15 protein-coding genes are annotated in these 16,999 nt (G+C 61.7%); 8 read left to right on the forward strand and 7 right to left on the reverse strand.

Features of this window, described 5'->3' with window-relative positions:
• Window positions 1–73 precede the first annotated feature (73 nt).
• The gene (locus J3P93_RS06290) at window positions 74–955 is read right to left on the reverse strand and encodes a LysR substrate-binding domain-containing protein (RefSeq protein WP_434595910.1); all 882 of its coding nucleotides are present in this window, start codon (window positions 953–955) and stop codon (window positions 74–76) included.
• Between the two features lie 227 nt (window positions 956–1,182).
• On the opposite strand from J3P93_RS06290, the gene J3P93_RS06295 reads away from it, so the two are divergent.
• The 6 genes from J3P93_RS06295 to J3P93_RS06320 all read left to right on the forward strand — a co-directional run bounded on the left by J3P93_RS06295 (window position 1,183) and on the right by J3P93_RS06320 (window position 8,602).
• The gene (locus J3P93_RS06295; protein ID WP_434595912.1) at window positions 1,183–2,820 is read left to right on the forward strand and encodes a 5-guanidino-2-oxopentanoate decarboxylase; all 1,638 of its coding nucleotides are present in this window, start codon (window positions 1,183–1,185) and stop codon (window positions 2,818–2,820) included.
• Window positions 2,820–4,268 carry an aldehyde dehydrogenase family protein gene (locus J3P93_RS06300; protein WP_434598299.1) on the forward strand — a complete coding sequence of 483 codons (1,449 nt, stop codon included), beginning with the start codon at window positions 2,820–2,822 and terminating at the stop codon, window positions 4,266–4,268. The genes J3P93_RS06295 and J3P93_RS06300 overlap by 1 nt, the downstream gene beginning before the upstream one ends.
• Window positions 4,269–4,485: 217 nt before the next feature.
• On the forward strand, window positions 4,486–5,589 hold the full coding sequence (locus J3P93_RS06305; protein WP_434595914.1) for an ABC transporter substrate-binding protein: 1,104 nt from the start codon (window positions 4,486–4,488) through the stop codon (window positions 5,587–5,589).
• Between the two features lie 190 nt (window positions 5,590–5,779).
• Window positions 5,780–6,688 (forward strand): ABC transporter permease, encoded by a 909-nt coding sequence (locus J3P93_RS06310; protein WP_434595915.1) that lies wholly within the window; start codon window positions 5,780–5,782, stop codon window positions 6,686–6,688.
• Entirely contained in the window at window positions 6,685–7,533 is an 849-nt protein-coding gene (locus J3P93_RS06315; RefSeq protein ID WP_434595917.1) for an ABC transporter permease, read from the forward strand. The genes J3P93_RS06310 and J3P93_RS06315 overlap by 4 nt, the downstream gene beginning before the upstream one ends.
• A gap of 13 nt (window positions 7,534–7,546) precedes the next feature.
• The gene (locus tag J3P93_RS06320) at window positions 7,547–8,602 is read left to right on the forward strand and encodes an ABC transporter ATP-binding protein (protein WP_434595919.1); all 1,056 of its coding nucleotides are present in this window, start codon (window positions 7,547–7,549) and stop codon (window positions 8,600–8,602) included.
• A gap of 152 nt (window positions 8,603–8,754) precedes the next feature.
• Here the strand turns inward: J3P93_RS06320 and J3P93_RS06325 are convergent, their stop codons facing one another.
• Window positions 8,755–9,684, reverse strand: coding sequence for an AraC family transcriptional regulator N-terminal domain-containing protein (locus J3P93_RS06325; RefSeq protein WP_434595921.1), 930 nt, complete (start codon window positions 9,682–9,684; stop codon window positions 8,755–8,757).
• A 336-nt stretch (window positions 9,685–10,020) separates the two neighbouring features.
• Here J3P93_RS06325 and J3P93_RS06330 point away from each other — a divergent pair, with 336 nt between their 5' ends.
• Together J3P93_RS06330 and J3P93_RS06335 are read left to right on the forward strand one after the other, a co-directional pair.
• Window positions 10,021–10,374, forward strand: coding sequence for an antibiotic biosynthesis monooxygenase family protein (locus J3P93_RS06330; RefSeq protein WP_093098867.1), 354 nt, complete (start codon window positions 10,021–10,023; stop codon window positions 10,372–10,374).
• A gap of 43 nt (window positions 10,375–10,417) precedes the next feature.
• The gene (locus J3P93_RS06335; RefSeq protein ID WP_016773447.1) at window positions 10,418–10,660 is read left to right on the forward strand and encodes a hypothetical protein; all 243 of its coding nucleotides are present in this window, start codon (window positions 10,418–10,420) and stop codon (window positions 10,658–10,660) included.
• A gap of 4 nt (window positions 10,661–10,664) precedes the next feature.
• Here J3P93_RS06335 and J3P93_RS06340 read toward each other — a convergent pair whose 3' ends face one another.
• The 5 genes from J3P93_RS06340 to J3P93_RS06360 form a co-directional block, all read right to left on the reverse strand.
• Window positions 10,665–11,294: a flavin reductase family protein gene (locus J3P93_RS06340; protein WP_206415153.1), complete on the reverse strand. Its 630-nt coding sequence runs from the start codon at window positions 11,292–11,294 to the stop codon at window positions 10,665–10,667.
• A 239-nt stretch (window positions 11,295–11,533) separates the two neighbouring features.
• Entirely contained in the window at window positions 11,534–11,767 is a 234-nt protein-coding gene (locus J3P93_RS06345) for a hypothetical protein (protein WP_434595924.1), read from the reverse strand.
• A 380-nt stretch (window positions 11,768–12,147) separates the two neighbouring features.
• On the reverse strand, window positions 12,148–13,467 hold the full coding sequence (locus tag J3P93_RS06350; protein ID WP_434595926.1) for an MFS transporter: 1,320 nt from the start codon (window positions 13,465–13,467) through the stop codon (window positions 12,148–12,150).
• A gap of 368 nt (window positions 13,468–13,835) precedes the next feature.
• Entirely contained in the window at window positions 13,836–15,164 is a 1,329-nt protein-coding gene (locus tag J3P93_RS06355) for a sigma-54-dependent transcriptional regulator (protein WP_434595928.1), read from the reverse strand.
• Complete coding sequence (locus J3P93_RS06360) at window positions 15,164–16,924, reverse strand: ATP-binding protein (protein WP_434598301.1); 1,761 nt, start codon at window positions 16,922–16,924, stop codon at window positions 15,164–15,166. Before J3P93_RS06360 ends, J3P93_RS06355 begins: the two co-directional genes overlap by 1 nt.
• Window positions 16,925–16,999: the final 75 nt, after the last annotated feature.

The raw sequence follows: 16,999 nt of genomic DNA on the forward strand, positions 1-16,999 counted from the left end.
GGCGTATTTTTAGAGCATCCCCCAATCAGTCTCCTCTCCCTCAGGGAGAGGGTTAGGGTGAGGGAAAAACGCTTCAGCGCAAATGCGCCTGCTCAACCAGCCAAAGCATCAACTCTTCCAATTGCGGCGACGGCTGCGCTCTGTCAGGCAGCACCACGTAATACGCCAGCCCCGTCTTGACCTTCAGCTCGAACGGCATCACCAGTCGCCCGGCACGCAAGTCATCGCCGATCAGCGACCAGTCCCCGATCGCCACGCCCGTGCCATGCGAGGCCATCGACATCGCTTGGTCCAGCGTCTCGAAATGCTGGCCGTTGCCGAGATTGCTCAACTGCAAGCCCGCCGCATCGAGCCACACCGACCAGTCCTGAATGTCGTGGGTCGGGTGCAGCAACAGATGCTTCTGCAGATCCGACGGTGAATTCAGCGCGGCTGAACCGTTGAGCAGCTGCGGCGAGCAGACCGGTGTCAGTTGTTCGTCGAACAAGTGCAAGGCGCCTGGCGAATGGTCCGGTGGCGGGCCATAGATCACGGCGGCATCGAACTGCTCGCGCTGAAAGTCCACACCGTGTTGCAGCGAGGCCGTCAGCTTCACCGGCACGTCCGGACGTTCTTTTTGCCACTGCAGCAGGCGCGGCAGCAGCCAGCGCATCACACAGCTCGGTGCCTTGAGTTGCAAAGTCTGATGCTTGAGCCCGATCTGCTCGGTCGCTTCGCTGATGAGCCCGAAGACTTTCTCCACCTGCGGCAGCCATTCACGTCCTTCGGCCGTCAGCGTCAGCCCACGGGCCAGACGGATGAACAGCGGATAGCCGAGCTGTTCTTCCAGCCCGGCGATCTGCCGGCTCACCGCACCCTGAGTAATGTGCAGCTGCTCGGCGGCGCGGGTGAAGTTGCAGCACTGCGCGGTGACCAGAAACGTGTGCAGGGCGGGCAGGGGAGGCAGTCGCTTCATGTGGATCCAAGGTATGACGTGAGGACATGGCTAGTATGACTTTTAATCGATTGTTGCCGCTAGCGGCCGCCCGTTCAATGAGCCCCAGTGAACGGCTTTCTGTAGGAGTGAGCCTGCTCGCGATAGCGGTGTGTCAGGCAACAACCATGTGACTGACACACCGCTATCGCGAGCAGGCTCACTCCTACAAGAGACCGTGTATTCAGCGAACAACAAGGGCAATCGACATGGCGACGTGTGGCGAAGTACTGGTCAAGTTACTCGAAGGTTACGGGGTCGAGCAGGTGTTCGGCATTCCCGGTGTGCATACCGTGGAGCTGTATCGCGGGCTGGCTCGTTCGAGCATCAACCATGTCACGCCTCGGCATGAGCAGGGCGCCGGTTTCATGGCCGACGGTTATGCGCGCACCAGCGGCAAACCGGGCGTGTGCTTCATCATCACCGGCCCGGGCATGACCAACATCACCACGGCGATGGGCCAGGCCTACGCCGACTCGATTCCGATGCTGGTGATCTCCAGCGTGCAGAGCCGCAGTCAGTTGGGCGGCGGGCGCGGCAAGCTGCACGAATTGCCGAACCAGAGCGCGCTGATCGGCGGCGTCGCGGCGTTCTCGCACACCTTGATGTCGGCCGCGGAACTGCCAGGTGTGCTGGCTCGCGCATTTGCCTTGTTCCAGGCTGGCCGCCCGCGCCCGGTGCACATCGAAATTCCATTGGACGTGCTGGTCGAAGACGCCGACGAACTGCTCGCCAGCCTGCCGGTGCATATCGACCGCGCCGGTGCCGCGCCGGCTGCCATCAGCCGTATGACCGAATTGTTGGCCGGCGCGCAACGGCCGCTGATCCTTGCGGGTGGCGGTGCCATCGACGCCGCTGCCGAACTCAGCGAGCTGGCGGAACTGCTCGACGCGCCGGTCGCGCTGACCATCAACGCCAAAGGCCTGCTGCCTTCGACGCATCCACTGTTGATCGGTTCGACGCAAAGCCTGGTCGCCACCCGCGCGCTGGTCGCCGATGCCGATGTGGTGCTGGCGATCGGCACCGAGCTGGCCGAGACCGATTACGACGTGACCTTCGCTGGCGGTTTCGAGATTCCTGGCAAGTTGCTGCGTATCGACATTGATGCCGATCAGACCGTGCGCAACTATCCGCCACACGTCGCGTTGGTTGCCGACTCGCGCAACGCCGCGCAGGCCTTGCTCAGCGCCTTGTCGCACAAACCGCTAGCCGAGCGCCGCAACGATTGGGGGCAAGTACGCGCAGCTCGTCTGCGTGATGACCTGGCCGCGAGCTGGGACACCGCGACCCTGGCGCAGACGCGTTTCCTTGAAACCGTGCTGCAGGAATTGCCTGACGCGGTATTCGTCGGCGATTCGACGCAACCGGTGTACACCGGCAACCTCACCTTCAATCCCGAGCGCCCGCGACGCTGGTTCAACTCGTCGACCGGTTACGGCACCCTCGGTTATGCCTTGCCGGCGGCCATTGGCGCCTGGCTCGGTGGGCCGTTAGAGAAAGGCGTCCGCCCGCCAGTGGTCTGCCTGATCGGCGACGGCGGTCTGCAATTCACCCTGCCGGAACTGGCCAGCGCCGTCGAAGCACGTACGCCGGTGATCGTCCTGCTGTGGAATAACCAGGGCTATGAAGAGATCAAGAAATACATGGTCAACCGCGCCATCGAGCCGGTCGGTGTCGACATCTACACCCCGGACTTTATCGGCGTCGCCAAGGCCCTCGGCTGCGCCGCCGAAGCGATCGGCTCTGTAGCGCAATTGCGCAGTGCGCTGCGTGCCGCTACTGATCGCCAAGGCCCGACCGTGATCGAAATCGACCAGAACCAGTGGATGCAGGCGGTGGCCCAATGATCAATTTTCCAACCACACTCGACGGCCTCTACATCGACGGCCAATGGTCTGCCGGCCGCGAGCATCTGCGGGTGATCAACCCGGCCACCGAAGCGCTGCTGACCACGGTCAATGGCGGTGACGAACTTGCGGTCGATCACGCCATTACCGCAGCAGTCGCCGCATTCAAAGACTGGTCGCAAACCAGCGGCGCCGAGCGCGCGGCAATCCTGCGCAACATCGCCAACGGCGTGCGCAACGGTCGCGAGCACTTGATGAATCTGCAATCGAGCAACAACGGCAAACCGCTGTTCGAAGCGGCGATCGACGTCGACGATGTCATCGCGACCTTCGAGTATTACGCCGAGCTCGCCGAAGGCCTCGACGCGCAGCGAGACATGAATGTGCCGCTGCCCAGCGACGACTTCAGTGCACGTCTGCGCCGCGAGCCGTGCGGTGTGGTCGGGCTGATCGTGCCGTGGAATTTCCCGATGGTCACCACGGCCTGGAAACTCGCCCCGGCGCTGGCGGCCGGCTGCTGCGTGGTGCTCAAACCCTCGGAAGTCACGCCGTTGCCGGAGCTGGAACTGGCGGCGATCATCGCTGAGTCCGGTCTGCCGGAAGGCGTATTCAATCTGGTCTGCGGCACCGGCCTGGCCGTGGGCGCGCCGCTGTCGGCGGACCCGTGCATTGCCAAGATCTCCTTCACCGGCAGCAACGCCGTTGGCGTGCAGGTAATGCAACGCGCGGCGGAAACGGTGAAGGGCGTAAGTCTGGAGCTGGGCGGAAAATCTTCGCTGCTGGTGCTCGAAGACGCTGATCTGGAGCTGGCGGTGGAGCTGGCCTGTGGTGGCGGGTTCTTCAATGCCGGGCAGATGTGCTCGGCGACCAGCCGCGTGCTGGTCGCCGATGAACTGGCGGATGAATTTCTCGAGCGTTTGCAGCAGCGTGCGCAAGCGATTCGCGTGGCCGACCCGTTCGAGGCGGACGTAGAAATGGGCGCACTGGTCAATCAGGCGCAATACCAGCGCGTGCTCGGGCACATCGATCACGGCCTCAGCGCCGGAGCGAAGCTGGTCTGCGGCGGCAATCGTCCGGCGCACCTGCCGCGCGGCTTTTTTTTGCAGCCGACGGTGTTCACCGAAGTGCCTCTCGACAGTGCGCTGTGGTGCGAAGAGATTTTCGGCCCGGTACTGTGCGTGCGCAGTTTTAGCAGCGAAGAAGAAGCGATTGCGCTGGCCAACGACAGCCCGTTCGGCCTGGTTGCCAGTGTGGTGACGCGTAACGCCGAGGCCGCCGAACGTGTCGCCAATGCCTTGCAGGCCGGGTTGGTGTGGCTCAACGCGCCGCAAGTGATTTTTCCGCAGACGGCGTGGGGCGGTTACAAACAGAGCAGCATCGGCCGCGAACTGGGGCCGTGGGGCCTGCAGGCGTTTCAGGAAATCAAGCATGTGATCCGGGCGCGCTGAGCGCCCGTAAAAGGGCAGCGCATGCCTCGCAACGAGGCATGCGCAAGCGTCATGGCATCAATGAGTTTTTATCGATAGTCAGGTGTTTTGCACGACCTCAGGATGAACCCGTCGGCAGCGCTCAAGCCCTTGTAACACGGGGCCTGGCGCGGATCCGGCCGCGCGGATGCAACGGTTGCGACCAATCTCATACTTAAAAGAACAAAGGGAGTCCGTCATGGGCGAGCACGATCTGAACAGGCGTCAATTCATCAAAACCGTCGGCGTCGCCTCGGTGGCTGCGGCCGCCCTGAGCATGCCCTTCATCCGGGCAAGTGCCAGCGACACGCGTTTCGCCGGCAAGACCCTGCGCTTGCTGACCTGGTCGGATGACACCGGCCTGGCTGCACTGCGTAACATCGCCGCAACGTTTGAGGCCAAAACCGGCGCCAAGGTCATCGCCGACCGCACCGGCAGCACCTCGGAAATGGTCGCCAAACTCAAGGCCGGCGGCGATCGTCCGCAGTACGACATCATCACCCTGGCGGGCGTCGGCGCCGAAGGTCTGGCCGCCGCCGGGCTGCTGGAAAAACCCGACCTCAACCGCATTCCCAACCTGATCGACGTGCCGGAGCAATACCGCACCGGCGCCAATGGCCACGGCATCGGTTATCTGCTGTGGTGCAACAGTCTGGTCTACAGCACTCGTACGCAGAAAGAAGCACCGACCAGTTACGCCGCCCTTTGGGACGCCGATCTGGCGCCGAACATTTTCCTGCCGCCGCCGAACTGGACCGAGGCCATGGACCTGATCATCATCGCCGCGAAACTGGCCGGCGGTGACGAACACAACATCGAACCGGGCTTCAAGAAACTCGCTGAACTGAAGGACCGCGTGGTGACGCTCGGCGAAAACCCCAATCAGATTGCCGAGCTGTTCCGCACCGGTTCGCTGGACATGGGCGGCTTGTACGCGCCGGCATTTTTCCCCAAGCAGATTCGTGATCCGAACTACGGCCTCGGTGCCACGTTCGGCATGAAGGAAGGTTTCTACACCGACCTGATGCTTTCGGTGATGCCGAAGAACCGTCCCGGCGACACCGACCTGGCCTACGCCTTCATCAATCACTCTCTGGACCCGCTGGTGCAGGGCAAAATGGCCGAAGACATCTTCAACGGCCCGGTAAACGCCAAGGCGATCATTTCCGCCGAAGCGCGCAAGAGCCCGTTCATCCTCACCCCGGAGCAGATCGCCGAAAAGGCGATCATGCACGACAACGCCTTCCTGGCGACCGTGCATGATCAATGGATTCGTCGCTATACGGAAATTTTTTCTTCCTGAGCCGAACACCAGTCTTCAGAACACCGCAACCCCCTGTAGGAGTGAGCCTGCTCGCGATAGCGTCATACCCGTCAACCTATCAAGGTGACTGACACACCGCTATCGCGAGCAGGCTCACTCCTACAAGGGATCGGGGGTGGTTTGAAGAGTCGTGTTCGTCAGTTGTTTTTCCATTGACGAGATCATTGCTATGGAACATCAATCCCTGACCCAAGCGGTCGGCGCCGCTGCCGGGCGCCCGGCGCGCGCTGTTTCACCGACCGCGCGGGCGTGGCTTTTCCTTTCACCGTCGATGCTGTTTCTCGGCGTGCTGATCGCCGCCAGCCTGCTGGTGCTGCGCATGAGCGTTGGCACCAAAGGCGCGGAATGGAGCGGTTTCAGCCTCGCCAGTTACGCGCAGTTGCTCGAACCCTATTACCTGAAATCCTTGCTGCTGACGTTGCGTCTGGCGCTGATCAGCGCGGTGATCGCCGTGCTGCTGGCGATCCCGGTGGCGTACACCATGTCGCGGCTGACCTCGCCGTTCGTGCGGCGGATTTTTCTCGCTGCGGTGCTGTTGCCGTTGCTGGTCAATCTGCTGCTGCAAAGCTACGGCTGGCTGGTGATCCTGGGCCCCGCCGGCATGCTCAACCAGGCGCTGATGGGCCTGGGCCTGATCAAGCGGCCGATCATGTTGCTGTACAACCAGAACGGCGTGCTCATGGGCCTGGTGCAGACCGCGTTCCCGCTGGCCGTGCTACCGATCGCCAGCGCCATGCGCGGTGTCGCGCGCAGTTACGAGGAAGCGGCGGCAACCCTCGGCGCCAGTCGTTTTCAAGTGTTCCGTCAGGTGGTGTTACCGATGAGTCTGCCGGGGATCATTACCGGTGCGACGCTGGTGTTCGCCTACAACGCCAGCAGTTTCGTCGTGCCGCTACTGCTCGGCGGCCGGCGCGTGCCGATGCTGGCGGTGATGGTGCATGACCAGATCGCCCCGCTGATGAACTGGCCCGCCGCGTCAGCAGCCGGGGTGGTGTTGATCGTCACCACGCTGCTGATCATGACGTTATCCGAATACATCACCGGCCGTCGTCGGCGTCTGCTGGAGGCTTCGCAATGAGTGTTCTGAGCAAAAAGCGCATGGCGTTGCTGCCCGGCGATACCGGCAAGTTCGCCGGCATTCTTTCCGGGTGCATTCTGCTGTTGGCGGTGTTGCCGATCCTGACCATGATCGTGATGTCGTTCAGCGGCGCGTCGAACCTCGATTTCCCGCCGAGCAGCTACAGCCTGCAGTGGTACAAGGCGGCCTGGCACACTTTTGTGTCGCCGGACGCCAGCGACGTACTGAGCCTCGGCCAGGCCATGGCCACCAGCCTGGTGGTGGCATGCCTGACCATGATCTTCGCTACGTTGATTGCGGTACCGGCGGCCTATGCGCTGACCCGCTGCGAGTTTCGCGGCAAGGCCGTAGCCCTGCAGCTGATGTCGCTGCCGCTGGTGTTTCCGATGGTAGTGCTGGGGCTTGCGTTGCTGCTGGTGTTCGACAGCCTGCCGTTCCATATGACCACTTCGCGGCTGGTGATCGCCCATGTGATTCTGGCGTTGCCGTTCGTGGTGAAAAATTGCACTGCAGCGATGCTTTCCATTGGCAGCGAAGTCGAAGAGGCGGCGCGGATGCTCGGTGCCTCGCCACTGCGGGCGATCATCGATGTGGTGGTGCCGTTGATGAAATCGGGGATTCTGGCGGGCATGCTGCTGGCGTTCATCGTCTCGTTCAACGAATTCACCGTGACCTATTTCCTCTACACCATCGACGTCATGACCGTGCCGATCTGGATGTACAGCCGCACCGTGTCATCGCTCGACCCTACCGTGTTCTCGTTTGCCGTGCTGATCGTGCTGATCGACTTCGTCCTGATCTGGGCGCTGGAGAAGCTGGTGGGCGAGGGCGGCGTTTCCTTTTGATTTGAGGTGCAACATGACTGGTCTGATTTTGGAAAACGTCGAAAAATTCTACGGTTCGGCGTGCGCGGTACAAGACGTCAACCTGCATTTGCCGGAAGGCAAGCTGGTGTGTTTTCTCGGCCCTTCCGGCTGCGGCAAAACCACTTTGCTGCGGATGATCGCCGGCCTGGAAACCCTTAGCGGCGGCGAGATTCGCCTCGATGGCGAAGACATCGGCCACACCCCGGCGCACCTGCGCAACTTCGGCATGGTGTTCCAGTCGCTGGCGTTGTTCCCGCACATGACGGTGGGCGAGAACATTGCCTATCCGCTGAAACTGCGCGGCGTGAGCAAGGCTGACCAGCAAAAACGCGTGGTGGAGTTGCTCGAGCTGATCCAGTTGCAGGCCATGATCGATCGCCCGGTGGCGAAGCTTTCCGGCGGGCAACGCCAGCGCGTGGCGATTGCCCGGGCGATCGCCTCGCATCCGAAGATTCTGTTGCTCGACGAGCCTTTGTCGGCGCTCGACGCCAAACTGCGCGAATCGATGCAGGTGGAAATCCGCCAACTGCAGCAACGCCTTAACATCACCACGATCATGGTCACCCACGATCAGCGCGAGGCGATGACCATGGCCGATATCGTCGTGGTGCTGGGCGAGCAAAAGGTCCAGCAGGTAGGGACGCCGATCGAAATCTATCGCCATCCGGCCAACGAGTTTGTCGCTGACTTCATTGGCTCGGGCAATATTTTTGCGGCCACGGCACTGGGCGACGGCAAGGTCAGCCTGCCGGGCGGTGATGCGCTGCAGGTACCGATCTGCAGCAGTATCGTCGTCGGGCAAAAAGTGAAAATGCTGATCCGCCCGGAGGACCTGCAACTGTCTGCCGCGCAGGCAACGGCGGGGAATCGTTTGCTGGGCAAGGTGACGTTCGTGCGCGATATCGGCGCGACCATCGAAACCACGGTGGAATGTTCGGGGGTGACGTTTACTGCGCTGAGCACGCCGTGTCAGGGGATCGGACTGGGGGTTGGGCATCCGGTGTCGGTGACCTTGCCGGCTGAGGCGTGCCGGGTGCTCGGTGCCTGATTTTGGATTGAGGTTGTCTTGACTGACCCCATCGCTGGCAAGCCAGCTCCCACAGGTTTTTCGGGGTGTGCACAAATTCTCTGTTCAGCATAAAACCCTGTGGGAGCTGGCTTGCCAGCGATGGCGTCAGTCGACACAGCGCAATGTCGGTATCAGACCGTCAGCCGCAACCGCGCCAGATCTCTAAGCGGCGGCGCGCCAAACAGGCGGCTGTACTCGCGGCTGAATTGCGACGGGCTTTCATAGCCCACGCGGTACCCCGCGGCCGACGCTTCCAGCCCTTCGGTCAGCATCAGGCGCCGCGCCTCTTGCAAGCGCAATTGCTTCTGATACTGCAACGGACTCATCGCCGTCATCGCCTTGAAGCGGTGATGCAGGGTCGAGACGCTGAGGTTCACTTCTTTGGCCAGATCATCGATGCGCAGCGGCTGCTCGAAGTTGCCGTTGAGCCATTTGATCGCCTGGCTGATGCGATGGCTCTGGCTGTTGGCAATCGCGATTTCGTACAAGCGATGGCCCTGCGGACTGCGCAGCAGGCGATAGAGAATCTCGCGGCGAATCAGCGGCGCGAGCATGGCGATGTCTTTCGGTGCATCGAGCAGTCGGGCCAGACGCAGCACCGCGTCGAGCATCGAACTGTCGATGCGCTCCACGTACAGGCCACGCCCGGTCGGCCGGGTCGGTACGCCCATCGGGCCGGCGTCGGCGATCAGCGCGGTGATTTCGGTCGGGTCGATATCCAGGCGCACGGCGAGGATCGGTTCGTCCGGCGAGACATTGACCACGCGCCCGCTCAGCGGCATCGAAACCGATACCACCAGGTAATTCAGCGGGTCGTAATTGAAGAATTCGTCGGCCAGCCGCACCTCTTTGCGCCCCTGCGCCATGATGCACAGCGCCGGTTGCGCAAGCACCGGGGCGAAGTCGTGGGATTTGGTGTGACGCGACATGAACAGCGAGCCAATGGCGGTCTGGTAGCTGCCATCGTCGCTGGTGTTGCGGCGAATGATTGCCGCCAGCTCCGCGCGCTGTTTTTCCATGTCAGCAGTGGGTTCGGCTTGAAAACGATCGAATGACGTCATGCACGGCATCCTCGGCAGGTGAGGTGGAATGCAGCAGAGCATAAGTTTGTGCAAGCGCGAGCGGTAGACACATTCTGTCAAATGCTTGCCTGATTCTGCCGGCGCTTGCCTGGCTGCCGAGCCACAGCAGGACGCAGCCCGGCAAACTTGCTTGATACACCGTATGACAAGCCTGTGACACGGATTTACAGCTTGTTACAGGTGCAGCGCGCAGCCACGCAGGATTGGGCAACTCGTCGACAGGAATCGACTAACGGCGCAAACGGCTCGGCGCTTAATCTTTGCTTCAGTCGCAGCCCGTCCCTGGCTGCCACGCGATTTCATGGAGGGTTGATCATGTCCAAGCAGATGCCTGTCAGTCACATGGCCTTCGTTCGTGCCCAAGCCGGGCGTTCGGCGGAACTCGGTGTGCGCCTGAGCGCGTTGATCGAAGTTTCACGATCGGCACCCGGTTGCCTGAGTTTTTCCTTGCAACAATCGCAGTGCGATCCAGAGCTGTGGCTGGTGTCCGGGTTCTGGAGCAGTCAGCCGATGATGACCGCCTATTTCAATAGTCCATCGATGGAAGTTTTCGCCGAGCTGGTGCAGGACCTGGTGGTCAACAGCCTCGATTTTCACACCTTCCGCGACGTCTCGGCTGCACAAGCCCTGCGCCAGTGCCCGGCGCCGGTACACAAACTCGTCGGTTGAGGGTTTAATGGCCGGCTTATTTGTCTGAGCCGGGATGTGTGACATGGCACGTAAAGAGTTCGAACGCTTCGAAGCGGTTTCCGCAGTGGTCCCCGTCGAGTTGGGCGGCAACAAGGGTTATTACGCGGCAATCGCGGTCAAGGCCCTGGTCGATGGCGGTGCGCCACGCTTTCACAAACTGCTCGATGAGCAAGTGTTCCCCGGTGCGATTGCCGCCGACGACGCCGCGATCAATGAGCTGGACAAACTCAAGGGCGTCACTGATGACGCCGAGTTGATCTGGTAAGCGTTTACTTGCCTGCGCCCGGACGCCACATCTTGAACAGCGCCTCCGGCCCCAACTGGAAATAATCCGCCGGCCCGCCGCCGCGCAAAATCGGTTGGGCCGCGGCGGTGTCGTAGATGCCGTCTTTCAGCAACCACTTGGCGATGTGCACGGCGACCACTTCGCCGAGGATCAGCCAGCTCGGCACCGTTTCGCCATCGGCGCGCTGCAACTGAATGATCTGCGTGACCTTGCACTCGAAGGACACCGGGCTTTGCGCCACGCGCGGCACGGCGATCACCTTCGACGCTACGGTCGTCAATCCCGCCAGTTCGAACTCGTTCACCTCAGGCGCGACCATCGCGCAGCTCTGGTTCATCTGCTCGGCCAGTGGCCGCGTGGCGAGGTTCCAGGCGAATTCGCCGGTCTGCTCGATGTTGTTCAGGCTGTCTTTGCGACCGACGCTGGAAAAGCCAATGATCGGCGGAATGTAGTTGAACGCGTTGAAAAAACTGTAAGGCGCCAGGTTGAGCTGACCTTCGGCACTCTGCGAGGAAATCCAGCCGATGGGCCGCGGGCCGACGATGGCGTTGAACGGATCGTGTGGCAGGCCGTGGCCGTTGGCGGGTTCGTAGAAGTGGATGTCATCGGGCATGGCGGGTGGTCCTGCGAAATGTTTTTCGAGCGCTACATAGTGCAAGCCCACGTCGCAGATTTCCAGCCAGATGCAAATCCCCTGTGGGAGCCAGCCTGCTGGCGATAGCGGTGTATCAGTTACAACTGCATTGACTGATATGGCGCTATCGCGAGCAGGCTCGCTCCCACAGGTATGTTTGCAATGCCCGAAAATGAGCAAGCCCGGACTGAGCCGGGCTGTGTGAGGACTGCGGTGACTCAGCTGATTGCGTCGGCCGTACCGGTTTTGTCGAAACCATCGGCGGCGACGGTTTTGCCAATGTGGGTCTTGTCGAAACCGTCCGCGGCATAAGTGCTCGAATGGCTGGTTTCGATGGCAGCAGTGGCGCCGGAAATGAAGTCGGCGGATTTGGTTCGGTCCGAGCCATCGGCAGCGAAGGTGTTGGCAGCCAGTACGGACAGGGTCAGGGCAAGCATCAGTCGGGTTTTCATGGCGGCTACTCCGGATGAGTTGGCGTGTGTGTCTTGCATGGGTTAGATGCTACGCCAATTAAAGTGATTGAAAATCGCAAATTAATGCTAAAAACTATCGATTAACTTGATATTAAGGGCGGCGCATGTTTTTCGCTTTCTTCGCAGGAGCGAGCGTCGCGCAGGTCATCGATCAGGTAGGGGCAGGATGCGGTGGCGGGATTAATTAGCGATTAATCGATTTCAGGGGGAGGTTGATTCTTAAGCCTGTAGACCGTGGAGCCCTATCGCGAGCAGGCTCACTCTTACAAGGGATTGGTGCAACCACCGATCCAGTGTAGGAGCGAGCCTGCTCGCGAAGGGCCAGCAAAGCCACCGTTGCAGTGGCGTTGTGAACCCGATCAGTCAGTCACAATGCGCGAATGCTTCTGGGTGTCCTTCATGGTGATGTACACCAGTAACGACACGGCGATGCACGCGGTCACGTACCAGTAGTAACCGGTTTCCATGCCGATGCTCTTGAACCACAGCGCGATGTATTCGGCGGTGCCGCCGAAGATCGACACGGTCAGTGCGTACGGCAGGCCGACGCCCAGGGCACGGATTTCGGTCGGGAACAGTTCGGCTTTGACCACCGCGTTGATCGAGGTGTAGCCACTGACGATGATCAGCGCCGCCATGATCAGGAAGAACGCGCCCCACCAGGTCTGGATGGTGTGCAGGGTCATCAGGATCGGCACGGTGAAGATCGTCCCCAGGACACCAAACGCGATCAGGATCGGGCGACGACCGATCTTGTCCGACAGGCCGCCGATGATCGGTTGCAGACACATGAACAGGAACAGCGTGGCGGCGGAAATGGTGGTCGAATCGGAAATGCTCATGCCCACCGTGTTGACCAGATATTTCTGCATGTAGGTGGTGTAGGTATAGAACGCCAGCGTGCCGCCCATGGTCAGGCCGACCACGGTCAACAGCTCTTTGGGGTGACGCATCAAGGTGCGCATCGCGCTTTCCTTGGACTTTTCTTTCTTGGTGAACGACTCGGTTTCTTCCATGCCGCGACGCAGGTAGAGCGCAACCACGGCACACAGCGCGCCGATGGCGAACGGAATGCGCCAGCCCCACGCGTACAGTTGCTCAGTGGTCAGCGTGTTCTGCAGCACGATCAATACGCCCAGCGCGATGAGCTGGCCAGAGATCAGGGTCACGTACTGGAAACTGGAGAAGAAGCCACGACGTTCCTTGGTCGCCATCTCCGAGAGGTAAGTGGCCGAGGTGCCGTATTCGCCACCGACCGACAGGCCTTGCAGCAGACGGGCGAACACCAGCAGGATCGGCGCGCCGATGCCGATGGTTTCGTAGTTCGGGCTCAGCGCGATCAGCAGCGAGCCGAAGCACATCAGGTAGACCGAGGCCATCAGGGCTTTCTTGCGGCCGACCTTGTCGGCGTACATGCCCATCAGCCAACCGCCGATCGGACGCATCAGAAAGCCGACGGCGAAGATCGCCGCAGTATTCATCAACTGCGCAGTGGTGGAACCGGCGGGAAAGAAGGTTTTTGCGAAGTACAGCGAGAAGGCGGCATACACGTACCAGTCGTACCACTCGACCATGTTGCCGACGGAACCGCTGAAGATCGATTTGATCCGGCTGGCGGTGGTTCTTGCTTTGATCGGCGCAGCCGCCGACCCAAGTGGCAGGGCGTTGGAGTTATCCATCGAAGGATCCTTCGTTTAATTGTTTTTGTGAAGCGCGTCGAAACGCAGCCTGCCGGGGCTATAGCAGGAGCTGTGCCAACGGGGGGGAGGGCCGGTTTAGAGGGGGTGGCAGGAAAGCGTGAGCGGATTTGTGCCGACCAATTTGGCTGCGTGAGCGGATTTCCGCTTATCGGCGTAAAGATCAACAGCCCTCACCCTAGCCCTCTCCCAAGGGGAGAGGGGACTGATTGAGTGGATTGTTCGAGGTGCACCGACCTGAGCTATCGAGTCGAACTCAGGTTTTGAAAAGCGTGAAGATCAGCTCCCTTTACCCCTCGCCCCTTGGGGGAGAGGGTTGGGGTGAGGGGGATGGTTCAGCCCACACAAAATCATTCGGCCAGAAACATCTCCCGACTCAACCCATGCCGCTGCATTTTTTCATTGAACGTGCGGCGCGGCAGTTGCAGCTCCTCAAGCACCGCTTTCACATCACCTTTGTGCCGGGTCAGCGCCGCACGTAGACATTGCGCCTCAAACGCTTCCTGCTGTGCGGCTAGCGATTGCCCGGGATCGATCCCCGGCACCGGTTCATCCAGCCCCAGTATCTGGCGTTCGGCAACGTTCGCCAGTTCGCGCACGTTACCCGGCCAGTCATGGCTGAGCAGGTGACTCAGCTGCGCGCCGCTCAACGGCGCAAAGGTGCGACCGAGGCGCTCGGCGGCCTGGCGGGCGAAGGTGTCGAAGAGCAACGGAATGTCTTCGCGGCGCTCGCGCAGCGGCGGCAAGCGCAGCTCGGCGACATTCAGGCGATAGGCCAGATCTTCGCGAAAGCGTCCGGCGCGCGCTTCGTCGAGCAGGTCAGGCTTGGTCGCCGCGACAATCCGCAGATCGACGCGGATGCTCTGGTTCGAGCCCAGCCGTTCCAGCTTTTGCTCCTGCAACACCCGCAGCAGTTTCACTTGCTGGGCCAGGGGCATGCTTTCGATCTCGTCGAGAAACAGCGTGCCGCCATCGGCATATTCGAGTTTGCCGATGCGCTTGCCCGAGGCACCGGTGAACGCGCCGCTCTCGTGGCCGAACAACTCGGCTTCGAACAGTTGCTCGGGGATCGCCGCGCAGTTCAGCGCCACAAACGGCTTGTCTGCGCGCGGGCCGAAATCATGCAGGCAGCGCGCGACCAGTTCTTTGCCGCTGCCGGTTTCGCCGCGAATCAGCACGTTGACCGGCAACGCGGCCAGATCCAGCACTTGCCGGCGCAGGGTCTGCAAGCCACGGGAAACGCCGAGCAGGGTCGCATCGAGTCTGGCGCGGTGGTCGGCCTGTTCGTGCAGCGCGCGGTTCTCCAGAACCAGGCGACGTTTGTCCAGCGCCCGGCGCAAGCTGCCCAGCAGGCTCTCCGGGCTGAACGGTTTTTCCAGGAAGTCGTAGGCGCCGTCGCGCATCGCTTCGACCGCCATCGGCACATCGCCGTGGCCGGTAAGCAGAATCACCGGCAGATCGGCATCGCGTTTCTGCACATCGGCCAATAACGCCAGCCCGCCCATGCCGGGCATGCGCACGTCGCTGAGGATTACCCCGGCAAAGTGCGCGGGCAGGGCGGCGAGGCATTCTTCGGCACGGCTGAACAGTTGCACCTCGAACCCCGACAGGTTCAGCCACTGTTCGACGGCGCTGCGAATGCTGCTTTCGTCATCGACCACCATCACCGAATTGAGCATCAGATGTGTGCCTCCAGATCGATCGGCAAGGTCAGGCTGAACACCGCGCCAGCGTCGCCATTCTCGGCGCTCAGGCGGCCGCCGGATTCATGCACGATGGCGAACGATACCGCCAGGCCAAGGCCCAGACCATCACCCACCGGTTTGGTGGTGAAGAACGGGTCGAACACCTGGGCCAGATGTTCTTCGGCAATCCCGCCGCCATTGTCGCTGACGCTCAGGTGCCACAGTTGCTCATCGGCCTGCAGGCGGATTTCCAGACGCTTGCAGGGTTTGCCGTGCATCGCATCCAGTGCGTTGCGCAGCAGGTTGATCAATACCTGTTCGAGGCGAATTGCATCACCGCGCACCCATGCCGGGCGGGTCAGGTGCAGCACCAGGCTGACCTGTTCGTCACGCAGCCGTGCATCGAGCAGTTGCAAGGCCTGATCGACCACGGTCGCCAAGTCCAGGCGTTCACGCAAACCGCTGGGGCTCTTGCGCGCGAAGGTCTTGAGATGGCCGGTGAGGGCGGCCATGCGCGTGAGCATGTCGTCCACCGGTTTCAGCGCTTTGTAGGCATCGTCGACGCGGCCGTGTTCGAGCAGCAAGCGCAGCGTCGCCAGTTGCATGCGCTGAGCGGTCAGCGGTTGATTGATTTCATGGGCCAGCGCGGCGGACATTTGCCCGAGCGCGGCCAGTTTGGCCGATTGCACCAGACCTTCTTGCGCGGTGCGCAGGTCGCGGGTGCGTTCCTCCACCAGCCGTTCCAGCTCTTCGCGGTTGCGCTGGCGGATCTTCGACAGGCGCCAGCGCTGATTGAGAAGCAGCAACAGAAACACCACTGCCAGCCACACCCCGGCGGCGGCCAGCCCGGCATTGCGCAGGTCTTCGAACGCCACCTGCGGACGGCGCAGCAGATGCAGGGTCCAGCCTTCGGCGGCCAGCGGCAGCGATTCCCACAAATAATCGGCGGTGCCGTCCGGGCCTTCGACGCGGCGCAGGTCGCTGTTGTCATCGAAACGGCGCAGCGCCAGATGCGTCAACGGCAGCAATGTCTGTTTGTCGTACTGCCGCGTGGCCTTGATTTCGGCCATGTCGCTGGCACTCAACGGCCGCAGCGCGCGATAGCGCCAGCCCGGCTGATTGGCGATGAAAATGATCCCGCGTGCGTCGCTGACCAGCAGCGTGTCGCTGCCCTGGCGCCACTCGCGCTCAAGCTCCGGGAACTCCAGCTTGACTACCATTGCGCCGAGAAACTCGTCGTTGTCGCTGAGTACTGCACTGGAAAGGAAATAGCCGGGAATCCCGCTGGTCACGCCCACCGCATAAAACCGCCCGCTGCCTTGGGTGCGGGTCTGGCTGAAGTACGGGCGAAAACCGTAGTTGTGGCCAACGTAACTGCTCGGCAACCGCCAGTTGCTCGCCGCCACGGCCAGACCGCTACGATCAAGCAATTCCAGGGTCGAGGACTGTGCCGCGCCGTTGATCTTTTCCAGTTTCAGGTTCAGCGCCGCTTGTTCTTCGGCATCCACCGGACCTGTCAGCGCAGTACGCAGTTGCGGGTCCAGCGCCAGCACGGCGGGCAGGGCGCGGTAGCGGTCGATCAGGGTGTGCAGCGAGTTGGCATACAGCGCCAGTTGCTGATTGGCGCGGGCGGCGTCTTCTTCCAGTGCCTGACGTTCGGCGTGACGGATCGCCAGCGTCGCGGCCAGTGCGGTACCGGCGATGATCAGCAGGGTATACAACGACAGACGCAGGGTACGGGAAGTCGGCAGCATGCTGGGCGAAGGGTCGGCAGGACGGGCGGGCACGATAGCATGCGCCGAGGTGGCCCGGCGTGCTGTCCGCGCGGG

Origin of the sequence: Pseudomonas sp. R3-57 (assembly GCF_051132065.1) — a bacterium.
Taxonomy (GTDB): Bacteria; Pseudomonadota; Gammaproteobacteria; order Pseudomonadales; family Pseudomonadaceae; genus Aquipseudomonas.

What these genes read in the sequence shown, in the direction of transcription:
- J3P93_RS06340 (WP_206415153.1), bottom strand. Translation starts at nt 11,294, where the DNA reads ATGCCCGATGACATCCACTTCTACGAACCCGCCAACGGCCACGGCCTG.
- J3P93_RS06345 (WP_434595924.1), bottom strand. Translation starts at nt 11,767, where the DNA reads ATGAAAACCCGACTGATGCTTGCCCTGACCCTGTCCGTACTGGCTGCC.
- J3P93_RS06320 (WP_434595919.1), top strand. Translation starts at nt 7,547, where the DNA reads ATGACTGGTCTGATTTTGGAAAACGTCGAAAAATTCTACGGTTCGGCG.
- J3P93_RS06350 (WP_434595926.1), bottom strand. Translation starts at nt 13,467, where the DNA reads ATGGATAACTCCAACGCCCTGCCACTTGGGTCGGCGGCTGCGCCGATC.
- J3P93_RS06295 (WP_434595912.1), top strand. Translation starts at nt 1,183, where the DNA reads ATGGCGACGTGTGGCGAAGTACTGGTCAAGTTACTCGAAGGTTACGGG.
- J3P93_RS06360 (WP_434598301.1), bottom strand. Translation starts at nt 16,924, where the DNA reads ATGCTGCCGACTTCCCGTACCCTGCGTCTGTCGTTGTATACCCTGCTG.
- J3P93_RS06335 (WP_016773447.1), top strand. Translation starts at nt 10,418, where the DNA reads ATGGCACGTAAAGAGTTCGAACGCTTCGAAGCGGTTTCCGCAGTGGTC.
- J3P93_RS06315 (WP_434595917.1), top strand. Translation starts at nt 6,685, where the DNA reads ATGAGTGTTCTGAGCAAAAAGCGCATGGCGTTGCTGCCCGGCGATACC.
- J3P93_RS06305 (WP_434595914.1), top strand. Translation starts at nt 4,486, where the DNA reads ATGGGCGAGCACGATCTGAACAGGCGTCAATTCATCAAAACCGTCGGC.
- J3P93_RS06325 (WP_434595921.1), bottom strand. Translation starts at nt 9,684, where the DNA reads ATGACGTCATTCGATCGTTTTCAAGCCGAACCCACTGCTGACATGGAA.
- J3P93_RS06330 (WP_093098867.1), top strand. Translation starts at nt 10,021, where the DNA reads ATGTCCAAGCAGATGCCTGTCAGTCACATGGCCTTCGTTCGTGCCCAA.
- J3P93_RS06310 (WP_434595915.1), top strand. Translation starts at nt 5,780, where the DNA reads ATGGAACATCAATCCCTGACCCAAGCGGTCGGCGCCGCTGCCGGGCGC.
- J3P93_RS06290 (WP_434595910.1), bottom strand. Translation starts at nt 955, where the DNA reads ATGAAGCGACTGCCTCCCCTGCCCGCCCTGCACACGTTTCTGGTCACC.
- J3P93_RS06355 (WP_434595928.1), bottom strand. Translation starts at nt 15,164, where the DNA reads ATGCTCAATTCGGTGATGGTGGTCGATGACGAAAGCAGCATTCGCAGC.